The organism is Paenibacillus sp. FSL W7-1279 (genome assembly GCF_037969845.1).
Classification (GTDB): Bacteria; Bacillota; Bacilli; order Paenibacillales; family Paenibacillaceae; genus Paenibacillus_AQ.
On the sequence record NZ_CP150215.1, the window covers coordinates 2,067,186 to 2,087,550 of the forward strand.

A 20,365-nucleotide genomic window follows, 5' to 3' on the forward strand; every position below is an offset into this window, starting at 1 on the left:
TCATCAGAGCTTACTTCATAAAGGTGGTGATGCACTTCGTATTGTCAGATGGCAGAATTCATTGAATTTCTCAATCACAAGGAGGGTTATCCATGATCAAGATTAAAAAATCCGCGGTACTGGCCGGGATTCTCGGATTCACGCTGGCGCTGTCCGGATGCGGCGGCGGGGGAGGCGGCACAACGGACACGCCGGCTGCTCAGCCGACGGATACACCGGCAACCACGCCAAAAGACGAGGGGAACGGTGGGACTACGGCCGAAAAACCGAGTCTGCGCATGATCATGCAATATGGATTGTTTGATCCGAAGACTGAATATGTGGCCAAGTACATCCAGGAAAGAACCGGATTCAATGTAGAATACGAACTGCTGCCGGCCGAGAACGCGGATGAGAAGCTGAACCTGCTCGTATCCAGCAAAGATAACTATGATTTTGTAAAATTGAATGCAGCGCAGTTCTACAATCTGGCCTCTGCGGGAGCGCTCGAGCCGCTTGATGAGCTGCTGGAATCCCACGGCAACTATATTAAGCAATCCATTAAGCAGGAATCCTTCGGCAGTGCCACCATCGACGGGAAGATTTACGGCATTCCCGAGACCGGAGCTGGCGTAAGCATCGGGGAGGAACTTGTGGTAAGACAGGATTGGATGGACGAATTGGGACTGTCCATGCCTACAACTGCCGATGAGCTTTACAATGTTCTCAAAACGATCAAAGAGAAGAAAAAGGTAATTCCGCTCACCATGAGCAAGGATTCCCTGTACGGAGACATTGCCACGACATTCGGCATTTTGACGGATTGGAAAGAGGTCGATGGCAAGCTGTTGCATCGTGCCGAGCAGCCGGAGATGAAAGAATACATTACCTTTATGAACAAACTGTATAAAGAAGGCCTACTGGACACCGAAACGCCGATCAATACCGCACAGAAGTCCATCGAGAAATTCTCGGGCGGCAATGCGGCCATGTATAAGCTGGCTTGGTGGAATGCGGGAACAACGATTGCTGCGCTGGAGAAAAACTTCCCGGAAGCCAAAACGTCCATTATTCCTTATCTGAAAGGCAAGGACGGCAAAGCGGTGGTCGGAGCCAAAGCGAACACCACTTGGTATGTAGCCATTCTGAAATCCTCGAAGAACAAGGAAGCCGCCATGGAATTCCTGAACGCGAAGTTGGAGCCGGAGACATTCAAAGGCATCGCGCTGGGTAAAGAAGGCGTCCATCATGAAGTGAAGGACGGAAAGTACTATCCGATTCTGCCGATCTTCAATGATGAATTGAATAATGCGAGCAGCTTCTTGACAGGGGTAGACGAAGAGAAGTACCCAATCTACTGGCAGGCACGAGTTCGTAAGGATCCGATTCTGCAAGCGCATTTCGAAGCTTTCCAGAAAAATGCCGAAGGCATCATCGTTGTAGATCCGATGTCAACGGCACCGCCAATTGAAGCTGTATCCAAAAACCTGCTGAAATTGACGACCCTGCTCGATGACAATGTGCTGCAATTCATTTCCGGAGCGAAGCCGATTGATGCTTACGATCAATTCCTGGCTCAATGGAGAGCCGAAGGTGGAGCCGATATGGTGGCTGCAGCCAATGAATGGTTTCAGTCCACGAAGTAAATGATTCATTTGAAAAAGCAGTCTGCGCTGGCGGCTGCTTTTTCAAAATTCGTAAAGGGGGTGACCGTTGAATTTCATATTCACGTGATCGTTCATTCTGAATAGGAGAAAGGTGGTAATCATTTGATGTATCGTTTATTTCGCAGGCGAATCGCGCTGTTTCTCAGTCTGTCACTGATCGTTTCTCTCATTGTTCCGGTTGGGTCTTCCGCGTTCGCGGATAACGAAATTCCTCCGGTTCAAAGCGCGGCTCCCGAACTGGTTACCCTGGTCTCCCAAGGCGGAGAGAGTCTGGAGTTCACGGATATCAACGTGGCTGGCGATACGGTGGAAGGGAAAAATGATTATTTGGCGCTGTATACCAGCGGCGCAACGGTTACGGGTTCCGTATATAAAGATGAGGTATGGGTGCCTACGCTTCATGTCGCGGTCTCTGTGGATGCGAGCGGCATTGTCCAGAATGTGGTTGGACCGAACGGCGATCCTCCGACTTCTTGGGATCCGGGAACATTGCTTCCAATTCCGGCCGGTGGTTACGTTGTAGTGGCTGGCGGCACCCATGCGTGGGATCAATCCGTTTTTCAGAAACCTCTCTTCAATCATAACAAAACGGGAGATACGGTAAAGCTGATGCGGGCGGGCGAAGAAGTGACAGCGGCTGATTTCCTGCCGGAGCAGCCGGGGCCGGGTCCAGGGCCGGATCCGCTGCCACCCGAGCTGCATCTGATTACGCAAACTGATACGACTGTGGATATTCCGGTCATTGAGATTGCGGGTTTTGTGGCGAATTATGCTGCGGATCAGGATTTAAGCGTAACGGTTAATGGCGATGAAACTGCGATTACGGCGGAAGGCATGTTTCGCACGAATGTTTATTTGGAGCCGGGCCCGAACAAGGCTGAGGTGAAACTGTTTAAGGGAGATGGCGAACTGGCAGTCCAAACACTGAATATCGTGTACGAACCGATCGAGAACCAGAATTATATTGAAGTCGAAGCGGCACCGAAGGATATTACGATCGACATTGAAGGTCCGCGGAAGAAGCTGGACTATGTCGACAAGGATGTCACGGGCGTGCCAAACATCGTGGCGATTTTTACAAGAGATTACGGCAATTCCATCACGATTCCTCAGACCAATGTCGCCGTGCAGGTGGATGCCAACAACCGCGTATTACGGGTGATCAATCCTTCGATCAACGGGAAGCCGCCTGTATGGACAGGGCCGACCGAGCTTGAAATTCCCGAAGGCGGTTATGTGCTGATGGCACAGGACAACAGCTATGCAGGCAATAACATCAAGCGCTATTTAGCCGAGAATTTTAAGGTCGGCGACATGATCAAGCTGCGGAAGAACGGGGAAGTGGTTCAGGTACGCGACATCATGAGCGGCAATGGCCTTATTGCACGGCTCACGCTGGATAACCAGATGATGTACACCGTAACGGAAGGCAGCACCGCCATCACGGGGCGCATCGACAACATGGACGACATTACCGCGATCAAACTTGTTGTGAACGGTAACGAGGTTCCTTTTGAAGCGGATGGCACCTTCACCCATAACTACACGTTAGCAAACGGCACCAATTATATCGAAGTCAAAGTGTTGAAAAATGACATTGAGCAGGATGTGCGTCATCTTGCGGTGTTTGCAAGACCTAATTTCTCCCCGGACAAAGAAGTCATTCTCTGGGTGGACCAGGCTTCCAATGCCAGAAAGTTTAAAACGAGCGAGGATGTTTTGGCATTCTTGCAAAAAGCCAAGGAAACGGGCGTTACCTCGGTGGCATTTGATGTGAAGGGCGTTGAAGGTTATGTCTCTTATAAGAAGAACGATTTGACGGGCAGACCTTATGTCAGCGAGATCAAGGCACCCGAAAAAGCAGGCGCAAGTCCGGATCTGGACTTATTGCAGGAGTTTATTGATCATGGTCATGCACTGGGATTAGAGATTCATGCGGCGATCAACGTATTTGCCGAAGGATCGATTGCCCATAACGAGTATGCGGTTCTGAACGATCACCTCGATTGGGAGGAACGTGTATATTTCGCGGAGAACAATGGCGAGATCAAGCGTCTGCGCGAGAGCAAAAAGCAGGGCCTGGTAGCCTTCGTCAACCCGTCCAATGACGAGGTTCGCAATTATCAGCTTCGAACATTCGAAGAAATCATTAAGAACTATGATGTGGACGGCGTTGTCCATGACCGGAGCCGATATGACAACGAGGGGGCCGACTTCAGCGACGAGACCCGCGTAAAGTTCGAGCAGTTTTTGCAGGCCCGAGACAAGCAGCTTAACCAATGGCCAAACGATATCTTTTACTATGAAAACAATGTTCGGGTATACGGCCCGCTGATTCAGGACTGGTGGGAATTCCGCTCAGGGACGATTCAGAGCTTCTTCGGCGAAGTGAAGGATCTGGTGGATTCCTATGAAGTTTCAACAGGCAGAAAGATCGAGGTATCCTCTTATGTTGGATCCTGGTATGAAACGTATTATTTGAACGGCGTGAACTGGGGCAGCAAGAACTTCCGGTTCAATCCCGCGCTCGGCATGCCGGACGAATCGGTGTATACGCCGGAATACTATCAAACCGGGTATATCGAGTATTTGGATTTTCTGATGATCGGGGCTTATCAAACCACCAGCCAGGAAATCCAGAAATATATTACGCTCGGCAATATCGTAACGAACGGTGAAATTCCGCTGTATGCAGGCATTGCCATGAACAATGTGCAGGCGCCGGCCGTACAGCGCGAAGTGTTCCAGGCGGGGCTGAAGTCCACGAACGGACTGATGCTGTTTGATGCATCCCAGGTCAACTGGCCGATCGCGGCGGCTGCTCTCCAAGATAAGGAGTGGGTGAAGGATTACCAGCTCGGGATGAGCTTGCCGGGAAGTCCGGAATCGTTCCTGGAAGGCAATTTCTATAATATCAACCGGATCGAGGGCAACGTCAACGTGATGACGGAAGCTTTCGGATACTCCACGGGCACGAACCGCTTTGGGGTTGAAGTGGTTGTGGATAACACGGGTCACGTGACGCGCGTAGTCAACCGGAACCAAGCGATCAACTGGAGCTGGGGAGCGCCGGAAGAGAATAACAGTGTTATACCGCAGGGAGGTTTTGTCATTTCCACCCTGGATCCGTCAGGTACAAGAACGCTTCGTCAGCTCGTGGCCAATGCTTACAATACGGGCGACCAGGTTCGTTCGGCCGTATTAAGCGGGCTGATGGATGACGAGGGCAAAGAGACGCGCGACAGTCAGCTTGCGTTGAAAGGGCTTGTGGAAGTTCTCGGACCCGGCCAAGCGACCGTGAAGGTGAATGGTGCCGATGCGACTCTGTCGGCGAAAGGTGAATTTACAGCTAATGTACCGCTGCAAACGGGCGTCAATTCGATTACGGTGGACGTGTTCGTTGACGAATTCAAAACCAACAGCAAGACGTTTGAGGTCATCCGGACTACTACAGGAGACGGCGGATCCGATCCGGGTACTCCGGGCGGAGGATCCGGTTCACCCGGTGGAGGATCGACAACACCACCTCCTAAACCGTCGGAGCCCGAGCGGTTGAGCATCAAGAAAGAGACGGCACCGGGCGGTGGGACGGTTATCGTAGCGGATGCGAGCGAGAAGGGCATGCTCAGCGACGTGCAACGGCTCAGCAAGCTGCCGGCGGCTTCACGCGTGCTTACGTATTCGGTGACCGACGCTTCGGATTCCGTCGTTCTTCACTTGCCTGTTCAGGGGTTGAGTGCTGCCGTGAAGGACCTGCCGGGGGGCTCCATCGTGTTGGAATCCTCCCAAGGCCGATTGGAAATTCCGCTGCATTCGCTGATGGAAACATTGCAACAACGGGGTACGGCGGAAAGTCTGCAAATTCGCGTTGGTTTAGCTTCAAAAGAAGAAGAGGATCGGGTAAAGGCAGCGTTGGAGGCAGGAGCCTCCAAGCTGGATGCGTCACTTTCCATAAACTTGGCTTGGAAACAGGGGGATACGTTATCTGCGTTGCCGGCGCTTAAGGGACCTTACGCTAAGTTTACCAAGGTTCTATCCAGTGTCGTCAGCCCATCCCAAACGACGGTGCTGCGGATGGATCCGGCATCCGGCAAGCTGGTCTTCGTACCGGCGCTCATTCGCACGTCGAAAGGCAAATCCGAAGCGGAGTTTAAGTGGAGGGAGAGCGGGGCCTATTCCGTAGTTTCCCATGTGAAGACGTTTGAGGATTTAAGCAGCCATTGGGCCCGCGAGGACATTACGCTGTTGGCCTCGAAACAATTGATCGAGGGATTAAGCGATACGCGTTTTGGTCCAAACGAGGCGATCACGAGAGCGCAGTTCACGGCGATGCTCGTCCGTGCGCTCGGATTGAAGGATCAGGGAGATCATGCGAGCTTCCAGGATGTGAAGGCAAACGATTGGTATGCAGCCGCAGTCGCTACGGCAGTGGAGCATGGGCTGATCGAAGGCTTCAGCAATGGTACGTTCCGTCCGAACGAGGAGATCACCCGTGAGCAGATGAGTGTCTTGCTGCTCCGTGCACTGAAGCTTGCCGGTACGGATCTGGAGACAGGAAATACGGACACCATTTTGGAAGGGTTCAAGGATCGCGAACGCATTGCGTCCTGGTCCGAAGAGGCCGTGTCGGCCATCGTCAAATCCGGGTTGATGGAAGGACGTTCTTCTGACCGGTTCGTTCCGGAAGCCCATTCTACCCGGGCTGAGGGAGCGGTCGTATTAACTCGAATGCTGCAAATGGCTGAATTCATTAACCGTTAAACGCAGAAGACCCGTTCGTTAATAACGAACGGGTCTTTGTTGTACGTAAGGCTTTTGAAGTAACGTAGCAGTGAACTTGAAGTGCTACCTTTTTTGAAGAAGTCGCACTGGTCGCCCTGGGGTAGGGGAAATCCTCATAACAGCTTCATGATCCATCGTGGAATGTAGAGAATAACATCAAATATGAGAGTAGTGGTTATCTCCATTCGCTCCAATTTTGTTCTTCCGGGCCAGTAAATCTTTTTCATATGATGAACCTCATTTCAAGTGGATTTGTTGGACTCGTATCGAATCAAATTCTTAAAGATAAATACGCAGGGATTAAATGGAAGTTCCAGTGAATAAGAGGTAGTATATGTACAAGCCAAGTGTGAATTTTGGAATGCGGAGTTCCCAGCAGAAGAAAGCGTGAGTGAAATGGAATTAGAAGTTCAGGAGGTAGCGGAATGAGTAGAGATTGGCATGAGGATATGGAGTACTGCAATAGGCTAGATGACAAAGGCCAGAGTTTTATTTCGCCGGAGGTTTTAAAATACTGGCTCCAGCAAGCAGAAGAAGAGAAAAAACGTGCAGATGAACTCAGTAAAGCAGTAGAAGAAGCCATCGAAATTTGTGAGCAGGTGGAGGACTCAAATGACCCGTTAGAGCTCCTTGAACAAGTGCTGATTCAATTGCAATTGGTGGCGTCCTTCCAAGGGAGGAAAAAGCATAATTAAAAAGTGCAATGATAGACGCCCAAACCCTTGGGCGGGGAGCGGTCCCCCGATAATTCAAACTGATAGGGATTGAGGGAATGGTGATGCATGAAAATGACATCCTTCTGCATTACGGGCTTACGGTGATAGATAAAGGCAATACCATTAAGATCATGCCCGATGGTTAAGGATTTTCAGGGCCATTTACAACGTAATTATCCTGGGATAAAAGAGAGGTCTTCAATATGAAAAATACATCAAGAATTACATATATAAGAAGACGGCTTATAGCTGATGTTATTTACTTGATTATTTGTATTGTAGGAGTAGTCCTAATTTCTTTAACTGGACATTATTGGTTTGTAATAGTTCCTATATTAGCTCTAATACTTGGAGTTTTCATTATTAGATATCATCTTAAAGAATACAAAGACCATTCTGGAAATGGATAATCTAAAAAAACGAGCCCAATTAAGGGCTCGTTTTTTCTTGTTGGAGGGGGTGATGGTGGTATGAGTAAGAGTGAAATCCTGACTGGGACTATGTCCGGCAAGTTGATCCCGCGCACTCCCTATTCCATTTCCCTTCGGATTTGCTCCAGCATATCGCCGGCAAACGCGATGAGTTCATCCGGTTCGGAATCCGCAGATTTCTGAGCTCCGCCGCTATATTGATGCAAGGCACGTTCTATAATCCGATGATACCTGGGAGGAAGGGTGCGCAGACCCCATTCACCGCCTTCTTGTTTAGAGGAAACCACGCCGGCCTTTAGATAGTACAGCACTCGGCACAGGTTTAGCGTGTAGTACATAGGAGAGTCAGTGATGTCTTGTACCGCACCCTCCACGTCATGGAGAATGGCTTGTATGTAATGCTGCCGGTCAACGTGGGTAAAGATCTCTTGAACGGGTTTGCCGTATAGGGCAATGCCCCGATGAAAAATCACAGTGTAATGGGCGGCCAGGTCGGCGTCTTGGAATCCGCCGCATAGGTAATCGTCATCGGTCAGGTATTTCTCGCGATGAAAGGCGGAATAGTGGAATTCAAATGGAGGCGGATAGACGAGCTCCTGCAGACTGGATTCGAGGACTAGGCTCAGCTCCAACCCCTGTCGATTGGGCATTCCATCGTGGAACGCTATGATTTTTTTGGCCAGCCGTCTCATATGATCCCGGGTAAGCTTGTCCGCTACCACGAGCAGCAGATCGATATCGCTTGTGTCCGGGTTGAAGCAGCCCATAGCTAACGAGCCATGTAAGTAAATGCCGACCAGATTGTCGCCGAGCTCCTCCTTAAACAAGTCGACCGCTTGATCCAAAACCCATTGCATGTCCACTCGCCCCCCACCTTTCACCCTGTAAGATATTTATCCATTATGTTCAGGAATTCTTTCCTTTGTCAATCTATTGATCCGTTCGTCCGTTTATAGTTGGAATTGGGGAGAGGGAGTCTAATAAAGCAAGCAGGGGATCTGAACGTACATATCGAAGTGAACACGTGACTATGTTTTATATTGAAAGGACGGAGTTATGAACATTTTTCATGCTGACCAACCAAGTCATATTGAAGTATATGCAATCAAGAATTCGGACCAAATTCACGATGAGACGTTCCGTGCCTTGTTCAAGACGTTATCGCCCGATCGACAGGATTATGTATCCAAATTCAGAAGAGCGAGCGATTATCAGCGATCAGTACTTGGTGATGCCATGGTCCATCGAATCCTTCGGGATAAGCTGGGACTTGATCCGATGCATATGGAAATCATAAGAAACGCATATGGCAAGCCGTTCTTAAAGGAGCATGACAACCTGCATTTTAACATCTCCCATTCCGGGCATTGGATTGTATGCGCCGTTAGCAGCACGCCGGTCGGGATTGACGTGGAGAAAATGGAGGCGATCGATATGGATATCGCCAAACGCTATTTTCATATAACCGAGTTTAACGCGCTGTTAGACTGTGATCCTTCCGTCCGGCTTTCCCGCTTCTTTGATCTATGGACGTTAAAGGAAAGCTATATCAAGGCCGTTGGCAAAGGCCTGCATTTGCCGTTGGATTCTTTTGCATTGGAGCTGCAAGGAAGCGGGTGGGCACCTGTGCTTGGCGAGGACGGAGAGACCTACTATTTTAAACAGTATGCGGTGGAAGAAGGTTACAAGCTGTCGGTGTGCGGCATTAGCCGTCATTTCCCTGAGGATGTCCAATTCGTAACCGCTGAGGAGTTATGAGTTACGAGATATAAGTTATGAACGGGACCGGGAAAAACCAGCCCAAGGACGATGCCCTTGAGCTGGTTTCTTGGCGTTCTATAATAGAGGTGGATCAGACAGGGCGCAGTGCCGGCCATGCCAGCTCGATGCCTTCACTGACGAGCTTTTGCTGGAAGCTGGCGAGTCTTTCTTCGTCGTTCCGGACTTCCGTCGGCAGAATATCATGGTCCAGGCAGTAGCTGAGACAATATCCGGCGGCCTCGCCGATGTTCCATTCTACGGGATGCAGCCGGTAGCAGCCATTGGTAATGTGGGTGACCCCGATGTTTTTGCTGGCAGCCAGCACATTCTTCATCCGTTTCGGAATTAAGCTGCCCAGCGGGATTTGGAACGGCAGGGACGAGATATCAATGTATGGGCGCTCGCCCGTGCTCGGATGCAGATCGATCCGGTAACAGCCGATGCCGACGGAATCGTGGAACGTTTCCGAAGCGCCGTCCGGCCGCGATTCGGTTGCCACATGCTGCTCCAGGACCGTGAACTCGGCCTGAATTCTTCTCGCCTCACGGATGTAAGGATACATGGCCATCCCGTCTTCCGTTCCGACCACATCGGGACGCAGGCGAAGTCCGGGATAACCCTTCCCGCCATCCGGCCGCGGCACCTCGGTCTGCAGCCAATACAGCAGGGACAAGCTAAGCTGTTTGGCTTGATAGATATGATGGTCGGCCTCTTCCTTCGGAACATCGATAATGGAGCCCAGCCAGTAGTCGTTTTGCGGCCAGTTCACAAGCGATACCGAGCTTTCGAACGTACCTTCCGCGAAATGTTTCGGGTCCAGGATTTGCCGGTATTGATAGAGCGGAAACTTACCGTGTCCCGGAAAGATCTCATACTCGACCGGCTCATTTGTGGACGGCTTGACGGCGGTCAGGCTTAACAGCTTATCCGGCCAGAAATCGGGTTTATATTCCCGCCAAAAATCGTAAAGGGCAGGCTTCTCGATCGTGTGGTCCTCCCCCTCCAGATAATCCACGGCAAAACAATACGTAAAGCCCTGCATGTCCTGCGGCAGCGGATCGCCGTCAACGGCATGCGGTTCCCCTGTTTGGGATTTGGACTCTGCGCCGGTAACATATTCGATGCCCGCCAGCGGAAGCAAATCGCCGAGCTCGGTGGCATCCACGAAGAACGGAGCGTGAAGCGTAATTTGATCCTGCGTCTCAAGATGACGAACGGTTACGTTGTTCACGCGATCCCCTGAAACGTCGGCAGACTCTGGCGCATATTGATAGAGGATCTTAAGCCGACCGCTGTGAATGTACGGGGCCAGCATTTGTTGCAGGACGGCGAGGGCCGTGCGCGGCTCATGGCACAGCCGGCTCACGATGCCGCTGCCGGGGTTTAATTGCACATTGGATCTTGCCTTGGGAGTCATGGGGAAGTAATCGCGATAGTACTGGCGGACGCCTTCGCGGAACTGCCGGTAGCTGCGCGTGCAACCAAAGGATTCAATCCACGGATGCTCGTCGGGCGGAACCGCCTGGCTGGTTAGCTGTCCCCCGATCCAAGTGGTCTCCTCGGTCATGATGACCGTCTTTCCTGATTTAGCGGCGGCAAGCGCAGCGGCTGTTCCCCCTGTCCCGCCTCCGAGAATGACGATATCGGCCTGCATTTCTCGTATCATTGACAGATTCTCCTTTTGGGATAGTTTCATAAATGATCCACAAGATAGCCCAACAAACAAGTGACTATTCTAATTGTAGATTCTCTCCTGCAGGAAAAGTACGGGACACAGGTGACCTTTTTTGGTAATCTGATGCCGTTTTTTAAGGCTTATTGTCCGGTTTTGTATTTGCTGCGATATTGTCCGGGCGTCATCCCCTCCAGCTTGCGGAAGGAGCGGATAAAGTTCTGCGAATTGTTGTAACTTAGCTTCTCCGCAATATCCTTAATGGGCATGTCGGTTTCAACAAGCCATTTCTTGGACATTTTGAAGCGGTACTGGGACAGGTATTCGCTGAAGGACATATTGGTTTCTTTTTTGAACACGCTGCTAAGATAAAAATTGTTGTAATGGAGGCGGGAAGCACATTCCTCGAGTGTAATATTGCGATCAAACTCATTGCGGATAATCTCGATCATCTGCTCGGAAAGATTCTGGTATTGAGAGTCCTGGCGATCCCGGAATACACAAACCATCGGCCGGATGATGCGTGATTTAAACCAGCTTTCGATATCGTGATTGGTGTAGAGCCGAAGAAGCTCCTCCACGAGAGAGCTGTCCCGGATGTCGAGCTGCTCGAGCATGATCCCGTTCTCCTGCATTACGATCATCAAATCATTTAACAGCCGGATGAGCGAGATTTGATAATCATGCGGGGTCCGATCCTTCCGAAACACTTCGAGCAGCCACTGCTTTAGAAGCTCCACTGCCCGATCTTCATCAGCCAGCTTGATGGCATCAATCAGCTCGTTCTCCACCTGCATCGGGTAGAAATAGACCCGAGTGTGCTTGCCCGAGTTCAGGCTGAAATAAGGGATAATGACACCGGTTCCCAGCTTGATGCGGTGTTTAAGGGCTTCGAGCCCTTCCTGGTACGCGCGTGCCGTTTTGGATAGGTTCTCGTAAGGCAGACTGATGCCGATGCTTACCTCCAGATCGAGAACACTGCGCGTCGTCTTCTGGATCTCCTCCGATAATGTGTAGATATAGTCATTGAATTCTTCCAGCGTGATGCCGCCTCGTCCGATGAGCGTAACCTGCGTGAGATCGATAATGACAGAGGGGAGGCGATGGGAGGAGGGGATCATCTCCTCGATAATATTGTTGATGGCAAACAGCAGCAGGTCACTATCCTTGCGCTCATAGCGGGTTTCGTCCAGCATGTCGATCTGGAGGGTGAATACCGCCAGATGCTCCCAAGCGGATATTTGCTCCTTGAAGCCAAACAGCTCGATCTGCTCCATGACTTCGGGCGGACTGCTCTTGCCCAAAAACAGCTTTTGGAGGAAAAAGGTGCGCACCTGCTGGCTCGTCTGCCGAAGCTCGCTGCGGAGCTTCGTGTTTGAATTGAACATATCCCGGATATGCTCATCGATGATTTGCAGCTCGCTCTTTTTGTTGGCTTGGATTTCCGGCAGACGCTCCACGATATTTTCAAAAATGTGCCGGATTGGCGTGTACATCTTCCGCGTTCCAAGCCATACCAGCAGAATGCTGAAACCGATCATCAGCATGCAGATATACAGCGTAAACCAGCCGATGGAGCGGGACTCCTTGGTAATGGCGGACATTTCGGTAAAGGAGGCATACAACCAGCCGTTAAAATCGGACCGGACGAACGTTACGGACACCGGCTTGTTGTCAATCTTCGTCTCGAACTGCCCCGATTTACTGTCAAAATGGTCCAGCTCCGTCTCCGTGTACCCGGTATCGGTCAGATATTGCCCGAGCTTTCCTTGCTCGGGATGTACAACGATCCGGTAATTATGGTCCAGAACCATCACCTCCCGGGTTTCGGAAGGGGTATCCATCATAGCCGCAAGACTGCAGCTGGGAATGGTGGCGAGTGCGACACCCCGGGCGCTGGAGGAGGAGAGCGGCATTTTCTTCACCAGCGCAATCGTGTAGGGGCAGGCATAACTGAGCGTATCGCTGGACCCGAGAGATTCCGTCTCGAGCATCACCCAATTGGAGTTCCCTTGAAGCTCCATGAGTGTCAACAGCGTATCCTTGGAAGCGTATTCATTAAATTTGTACATGCCCCGGTTATTGATCAGCCAGTTGGTTGTCGTGTTCGCAAGGATGACGTCTGTAACCTTGGTCTCCGGAGATTGCAGCAGACTCATCTCTTCTCTTAGTTTGTTATACAATTGGAAATCATAATAGGACAGGGGCCGATACAACGCGCTTTGCAGAATATTGGAATTAATGACGTAATTCAGTGTATAATCCACAGTCCGCAGCACCTGTTCGAGATTGCTGTTCGTTTGATTCATAATCTGGATATTGCTGCTGTTGACGTGATTTTGGACGGAGGTGGATGATTTCATGAACGAGAAGAAGCCGAGGGCCACGAGAGGAATGATGCTGATGAAACAGCCGTACAGGACCATTTTAGAATAAAAGCTACTTTTTGGATGCAATAGGTACACCTTCCTGTTTAACAAAGTGTATAATCATTGTATGGGCAACCCGGGTTACATTCAATAATCATTTCAAAAAGAATAATCACTGTATTTGATCATCACGGTTTGTCATGAAAAAAGATGTACATATGTTAGGATCATCCCAAACACACGGGATCCGCAAGAAACATGGGGGAACGGAGGTAGAACGGATTGATGACCCGTCTGTCAAACTATGTCATTCTTACGCTTGCTATCCTGATGGTGTCGGCCGCGTGCATCAGCATGGCACGATCATCGGGAGCGGATGGCGGAAGTACGTCTTCTGATCGCAAAACCAGCATTTCAATTATGGCCAACCTGCACACCACCGAGGTTCCCTCCGATCGGATCGAGAAATGGATCGAGGAAAAAACGGGCGTGCAGCTTAACATTCAGTGGGTACCCGACGGGAGTTACGATGAGAAGGTGTTTGCTTCGCTTGCAACAGGGACTTTGCCGCAAGCGCTGTATCTGAAGAATGCCGCATCCTTATCCTATTTCAGGGATGAGATTCGGAGCGGGCTATTCTGGGAAATCGGCCCGTATCTTAAGGACTATTCGAATTTGCAGAGATTGAAGCCCGAGGTTTTGAAGAATACGGCCATCGACGGTAAACTCTACAGCCTGTACCAGGAGCGAGCCTTAGCCCGTTCAGGCATCATTTACCGTAAGGACTGGGCAGATCGCCTTGGGCTATCGGCACCGGAAACGCTTGATGATTTATATGAAATGTTGAAAGGGTTTACATATAACGATCCGGACAATAACGGTATCGATGACACCATCGGTTTGACGGATCGCAACGATTTAATCTACGGGGCTTTCAAGACAATAAGCTCCTATTATGGAACACCGAACAATTGGGGATGGTATAACGATTCATTGCAGCCGGAATTCGTCTTTCCGAAATATATGGAAACGATGAAGTTCTTCAAGAAGCTTCATAACGAAGGACTGATCAATGAAGACTTCCCGATTACCAGCAAGACCGACCAGCTGGAGCTGTTCGTAACGGGAAAAGCCGGGGTTTATATCGGCGCGATGGGAGATGTCCTGTCCCTGGAGTCAAGGCTGCTGGCGAATGATCCCAAGGCAGTGCTGGACGTTCACAATCGGGTTCTCGGGCCGGAAGGGTACGGGATATGGGCTTCGCAGGGGTACGGGACGGTGATTCTGTTTCCGAAGTCCGCGATTGCTACGGAAGAGGAGTTGAAGAGCGTACTCTCCTTCTATGACGCGCTGATGAGTCCTGAACTTGCAAACCTGATGTATTGGGGAATCGAAGGGATCCATTATACCGTTCAGAATGGCAAAGCGATGGCGGTGGATGCCTTTGAATTAAGGGAAAAGGATGTAAAGCCCTATCAGGCTTTGATGACCGGAGGATTCAGCACCATACCGGGCATGCTGCAGCCGGTTAACACGAATCAGGTTAAGGATAAAGCCGAGCGGCTGATTTACGATAATGAGAGTTTCCTCATTTACGATCCCACCGCACCGCTGGAGTCTCCAATGTATAACGAAATCGGCGTCAGGTTGAATGAACGCATACGGGATGCCACCTATCAATTTATGTTAGGAATGATCGATGAGCAGGGTTTCGAAGCCGAGATCGACCGTTGGCTGGAAGAGGGGGGCAGGCAGATTATCGAGGAATATAATGCTTCCTACCGAAGCACGGTCGGACCCTATTTACATGATAAATACCGCTAGGGGATTAATTTCCCCGGCGGTATTTTTGTTTTGCAATGCGTGAGCGATCTCATTGACAACATAATCATTAGATTTGATTCCGCAGCATTAAATGTCGGGCGTGACCGAACTCTCCATATCCAATCTCAGGATTATATACGTACCGGGCTTCCCTCAACTAAGCTGTTTCTTGTCAGTCCCTATTCAAATTTAAAACGGAGGTCAGAAGATGAAGAAGAAGAAAGCCAGTACCATCCTGGCAATTGTAACCGCTTTATCCGTGTTGGCTGGCTGTGGCGGCAACTCCGCCCCTGCAGCAACCGGCAGCTCAAACGGAAGTTCGGCCCAAGGCGAGAACAAGAACGAACCGGTATCCATCTCGATTATGGCCAACCTCCATACCCCTGAAGTTCCCTCCGACATGATTGAGAAGCTGCTGGAAGAGAAAACGGGCACCAAGCTCGACATTCAGTGGGTGCCGGACGGCACTTATGATGAAAAGGTCAATGCCTCCTTTGCAACCGGAACGCTGCCGCAGGTGACGTATCTGAAGAATGCTGCTTCGCTTGTGAATATGCGTGATGCGATCCGTAACGGGCAATTTTGGGAAATCGGGCCATTGCTGGATCAGTATCCGAACCTCAGCAAGCTGAAACCTGAAGTGTTAAAGAACACGGCGGTGGACGGCAAAATCTATGCGCTTTACCGTGAAGTTCCTTTGTCACGCCAGGGCATCATTTACCGCAAGGATTGGGCCGACAAGCTTGGGCTCAGCGCCCCGACCAATGTGGACGAATTCTATAATATGCTGAAGCAGTTCAAGGAGAAGGATCCTGACGGCAACGGCAAAGATGACACCATCCCGCTGACGGATCGAAATGATCTGATTTATGGCGCATTCAAAACGATAAGCTCGTGGCTCGGCACGCCGAATAACTGGGGCGAGAAGGACGGCAAGCTGGCTCCCGAATTTATGTTCCCCGAATATATGGAGACGATGAAATTCTTCAAGAAGCTTCACCAGGAAGGCCTGATCAATCAGGATTTCCCGGTTACCAGCAAAACCGATCAACAAAATCTGTTCATTACCGGAAAGTCGGGCGTTTATATCGGAGCGATGGGGGACGTATCCAGCCTTCATCCCAAGGTCGTCGAAGTGAATCCGGATGCGGAGCTCGATGTTCAGAATAAAATCGAAGGTGGCCCAAATGGCTTCGGAATCTGGTCGGTTCCCGGCTATGGCTCGGTGATTCTCTTTCCGAAATCAGCTATCAAATCGGAAGAAGAGCTAAAGGATGTGCTTGCCTTCATGGATCAGTTGATGAGTCCGGAACTTGGCAACCTCATCTATTGGGGGGTTGAAGGACAGCATCACAAGCTGGAGGAAGGCAAGGTCATCCCTTCGGAAGACACGAAGCTGACTGATCGCGAAGTGAAGCCTTATCAAGCCATGCAGGTCGGCGGACCATTAACGATTGAAGGATTTTATGAGGCAAAGCATATGCTCCCGGTCAAAGCGAAATCCGAGGAAATGATTATGGAGAATAATGAATACCTCATAGAGGATCCTTCGGCTTCACTGGATTCCAAGACATTTAACGAAAAGGGCGTACAGCTGCAGGAGATGATTAAAGACGGCACGTATCGATTTATGCTTGGTGATATCGATGAGGCCGGATTCCAGGCTGTTGTGGATAACTGGCTTAAGAGCGGCGGTCAGCAAATCATCGATGAGTTCAACGTTTCCTACGAATCTTCCAAATAATGAACAAGCCAGCATCCCGAACGGCCGGAGACTGCAATGCTGCAGTCTCCGGCAGGCTTCGGGACAGAAAGGAAGTCTGAGATCATGAGCGAAACCGCAGTGAAGACCGGGTTGAGCAAGAGCGCCCGTAAAATACCGGAGACCGGTCGAATGAGAAGAATAATAAAAAACCGGGCGATCTACCTCATGATTCTGCCGGGATTTTTATACTTCCTGATCTTTAAATATATCCCGATGTCGGGATTGATCATTGCCTTCCAGGATTATCAGGCTTATCTCGGGGTTACGGGAAGCCCCTGGGTGGGGCTCAAGCATTTTGAACGGCTGTTTACCGAGCCGATGTTTTTCACGATTTTGGGCAACACGCTGCTGCTGTTTTTCTTGAACCTGGCATTCTATTTTCCGGTGCCGATCATTCTTGCCTTAATGCTCAACGAGGTTCGGCGCGAAGTGTTTAAACGATTTATCCAGACGCTGGTGTACATTCCCCACTTCATGTCTTGGGTTATCATCGTATCCATCTCGTTTGTCATGTTATCGATGGATCGCGGCATCATTAATGAATTGCTGGTTATGGCCGGATTCGAAAAAATCAATTTTCTGATGAGCAGCGAATGGTTCCGGCCGATGTATGTCCTGCAGATTATCTGGCGGGAGGCAGGCTGGGGGACAATCATCTATTTGGCTGCCATGGCGGCGATTGATCCCGGACTATACGAAGCGTCCCGGATTGACGGGGCCAGCCGCTTTCGGCAAATGTGGCATATTACGCTTCCTTCGATTCGAAGCGTGATCGTCGTTTTGTTGATTTTGAAAATCGGCGACGTGCTGGAACTTGGGTTCGAACATATCTATCTCCTCTTAAACTCGATGAACCGGGATGTGGCGGAGATATTCGATACGTATGTTTATACCGCAGGTCTTAAGCAAGGTCAGTTCAGCTTCAGTACGGCGGTCGGGTTCTTTAAATCGCTGATCGGTCTCATTCTGGTAATGCTGGCCAATTGGCTGGCCAAAAAAGCCGGAGAAGAAGGCATCTATTAACTACAGAAAGGTGGACCGCTATGGTACAAGATAAAACGATATCGAGCCGAATCTTCGATATCGTGAATTATACGCTGCTGTTGATCATTGGCCTGGTTACCATCCTGCCTTTCCTTCACGTCATCGCCGGATCCTTCACAACGGTGACGGAGCTGGCGCAGAAGCAGTTTGTCCTGTTTCCGACCGTTTGGTCCCTTGATGCTTACAAATATGTGTTTTCAACCAATACGGTATTTCGCTCGCTTGGCGTTTCCGTTGGAGTCACCTTCTTAGGCACCTTGTTCAGCATGCTGTTAACCTGCTTGATGGCCTACGGGCTGTCGCGCAGGGATCTGGATGGCCGAAATTTCATCATGTTCATGGTCTTGTTCACGATGCTGTTCAGCGGCGGAATGATCCCAACGTTTCTCGTGGTGAAGGAGATGGGGCTGATCGATACGTATGCGGCCCTGATTGTCCCGACGGCGATCAATGCCTTCAATCTTATCATCATGCGAAACTTCTTTCAGAACCTGCCTGAGGGACTGGAGGAATCCGCGAAGATCGACGGGGCCGGCGATTGGGGCATCCTGTTTCGAATCGTGATTCCGCTGTCGATGCCTGCCATTGCGACCATATCGCTCTTTTATGCGGTTACTTACTGGAACACGTATATGTCGGCGATTCTGTACCTGAATGATGCGGCCAAATGGCCGGTGCAGGTCATCCTGCGGCAGATCGTCATCCTGGCCAGCGGTTTGGCGGCGGACACCTCCGGCATGGACGAATTTGTCCGACCGCCGGAGCAGACGGTGAAGATGGCGGTCATCGTCATTGCTACGCTTCCGATTCTGTGTGTGTATCCGTTCCTGCAGAAGCATTTTGCGAAGGGTGCGCTGCTGGGTTCCATCAAGGGATAGAGAGGAGCGAAGGTTGGTGTTGGAAAAGAAACGATATGCGCCGATCATTGCCGGCAATTATGCGGACCCGTCGATCATCCGGGTCGGCGAGGATTATTACATGACGCATTCCTCCTACAAGCTGACGCCCGGGCTCGTCATCTGGCATTCGCGCGATTTGCTCAATTGGAGCCGAGTTGGGGCTGCGCTGCCCCACTACGAGGGAAATGTGTGGGCGCCGGATTTCGTAGTGCATAACGGGATGTATTATATTTATTATCCGGCTGGGCGGACGAACTGGGTCGTTACCGCGTCGAGCCCGGCGGGACCGTGGAGCAAACCGATCAATCTGGGGATCAAGGGAATTGATCCGGGGCATACGGCAGGACCGGACGGGAAGCGTTATTTGCATATGTCAGGCGGTGATTTTGTAGAGCTTACGGCGGACGGACTCGCGGTCGCGGGTGAAGTCAGACATGTGTATAACGGATGGCGGTATCCGGACGATTGGGTCGTGGAGGCGTACAGCCTGGAGGGACCGAAAATTACCGTTCACGATGGTTATTACTATCTGACGGCAGCCGTCGGAGGGACGGCCGGTCCGCCTACAAGCCATATGGCCGTATCGTCAAGATCCAGAACGCCATGGGGGCCCTGGGAACACTCTCCGTACAACCCGATTATCCATACGGAATCCAGGGATGAACGCTGGTGGTCCAAAGGACACGCCTCGTTGATCGACTTGCCGGATGGCCAGTGGTGGATGGTCTACCATGCTTATGCCAATGGGTTCCATTCACTGGGCAGACAGACCTTGCTTGAACCGATCGAATGGACTTCCGATGGATGGTTTCGTGCTGCGGGAGGCCGTGAGAGACTTATTGACCAGTACGATGATCGGCCGCATGATGAAGGAGAAACCAATGCTGGGAATCAGGGAGCCTCATTCAGGGATTCCTTTGACGGTCCTGAGCTGGGTTTGCACTGGCAGTGCGAAGGCGTGGAGCCTTCTGCACGGTTCCGTCCGGGGAATCATGAATTGGTAGCCGAGGCCGCCTCCGAGGAGGCAAAAGCTTCTCCGCTGCTCTATATGGCGGGCCATAAGCGTTATTCAGCAGAGGTTGAGATCATCGTGGAGGGTCCGGCAGAAGGCCGCCTGCTCCTCTATTATAACGATGCGGCATATCTTGGTATGGGAGTCAACGAGCATGGAGTGCGGCATTTCCGGTCATTCAAGGGCTACGGCACGATGCAGAACCATACTCGCAGGGCTTTTTTGCGGTTGGTTAACGATGCGCATATCGTTTCATTCTATTACAGCTTCGATGGGGTGGAATGGATCCGGTATGACAAAGTGGCGGATGTTTCAGGATTCCATCACAACACGTTTGGCGGGTTTCAGAGCCTCCGCATCGGACTGGATGCCGTCGGCAAAGGCACGGTGATTTTTCGTGATTTTTCATATAACGCCATCAGCAGCTGAAAGAAGGGATAGGCC

The 20,365-nt window shown here is 50.8% G+C and carries 12 protein-coding genes; 9 read left to right on the plus strand and 3 right to left on the minus strand.

Annotated features, from left to right (window positions below; all coding sequences use genetic code 11):
• Positions 1–92 precede the first annotated feature (92 nt).
• The 3 genes from MKY82_RS08960 (at position 93) to MKY82_RS08970 (ending at position 7,123) form a co-directional block, all read left to right on the plus strand.
• Positions 93–1,625, plus strand: coding sequence for an extracellular solute-binding protein (locus tag MKY82_RS08960; RefSeq protein ID WP_339295964.1), 1,533 nt, complete (start codon positions 93–95; stop codon positions 1,623–1,625).
• Between the two features lie 126 nt (positions 1,626–1,751).
• Entirely contained in the window at positions 1,752–6,407 is a 4,656-nt protein-coding gene (locus MKY82_RS08965) for an S-layer homology domain-containing protein (RefSeq protein ID WP_339295965.1), read from the plus strand.
• Positions 6,408–6,853: 446 nt separating this feature from the next.
• The gene (locus MKY82_RS08970; protein ID WP_339295966.1) at positions 6,854–7,123 is read left to right on the plus strand and encodes a hypothetical protein; all 270 of its coding nucleotides are present in this window, start codon (positions 6,854–6,856) and stop codon (positions 7,121–7,123) included.
• A gap of 550 nt (positions 7,124–7,673) precedes the next feature.
• Here MKY82_RS08970 and MKY82_RS08975 read toward each other — a convergent pair.
• Positions 7,674–8,432 carry an aminoglycoside adenylyltransferase domain-containing protein gene (locus MKY82_RS08975; protein WP_339296653.1) on the minus strand — a complete coding sequence of 253 codons (759 nt, stop codon included), beginning with the start codon at positions 8,430–8,432 and terminating at the stop codon, positions 7,674–7,676.
• A gap of 199 nt (positions 8,433–8,631) precedes the next feature.
• On the opposite strand from MKY82_RS08975, the gene MKY82_RS08980 reads away from it, so the two are divergent.
• The gene (locus MKY82_RS08980; protein WP_220686092.1) at positions 8,632–9,333 is read left to right on the plus strand and encodes a 4'-phosphopantetheinyl transferase superfamily protein; all 702 of its coding nucleotides are present in this window, start codon (positions 8,632–8,634) and stop codon (positions 9,331–9,333) included.
• 94 nt (positions 9,334–9,427) lie between these two features.
• Here MKY82_RS08980 and MKY82_RS08985 read toward each other — a convergent pair whose 3' ends face one another.
• Positions 9,428–11,002, minus strand: coding sequence for an FAD-dependent oxidoreductase (locus MKY82_RS08985; RefSeq protein ID WP_339295967.1), 1,575 nt, complete (start codon positions 11,000–11,002; stop codon positions 9,428–9,430).
• A 149-nt stretch (positions 11,003–11,151) separates the two neighbouring features.
• Positions 11,152–13,464, minus strand: a complete 2,313-nt coding sequence (locus MKY82_RS08990; RefSeq protein WP_339295968.1) for an AraC family transcriptional regulator — start codon at positions 13,462–13,464, stop codon at positions 11,152–11,154.
• Between the two features lie 198 nt (positions 13,465–13,662).
• On the opposite strand from MKY82_RS08990, the gene MKY82_RS08995 reads away from it, so the two are divergent.
• From MKY82_RS08995 to MKY82_RS09015, 5 genes are all read left to right on the plus strand, one after another.
• Positions 13,663–15,201: an extracellular solute-binding protein gene (locus MKY82_RS08995; RefSeq protein WP_220686089.1), complete on the plus strand. Its 1,539-nt coding sequence runs from the start codon at positions 13,663–13,665 to the stop codon at positions 15,199–15,201.
• A gap of 208 nt (positions 15,202–15,409) precedes the next feature.
• The gene (locus MKY82_RS09000; protein WP_220686088.1) at positions 15,410–16,945 is read left to right on the plus strand and encodes an extracellular solute-binding protein; all 1,536 of its coding nucleotides are present in this window, start codon (positions 15,410–15,412) and stop codon (positions 16,943–16,945) included.
• Between the two features lie 150 nt (positions 16,946–17,095).
• On the plus strand, positions 17,096–17,989 hold the full coding sequence (locus tag MKY82_RS09005) for a sugar ABC transporter permease (protein WP_233355169.1): 894 nt from the start codon (positions 17,096–17,098) through the stop codon (positions 17,987–17,989).
• Between the two features lie 20 nt (positions 17,990–18,009).
• Positions 18,010–18,888, plus strand: a complete 879-nt coding sequence (locus MKY82_RS09010; RefSeq protein ID WP_071222846.1) for a carbohydrate ABC transporter permease — start codon at positions 18,010–18,012, stop codon at positions 18,886–18,888.
• 16 nt (positions 18,889–18,904) lie between these two features.
• Entirely contained in the window at positions 18,905–20,350 is a 1,446-nt protein-coding gene (locus tag MKY82_RS09015) for a family 43 glycosylhydrolase (protein WP_339295969.1), read from the plus strand.
• The last annotated feature ends 15 nt before the right edge of the window (positions 20,351–20,365 follow it).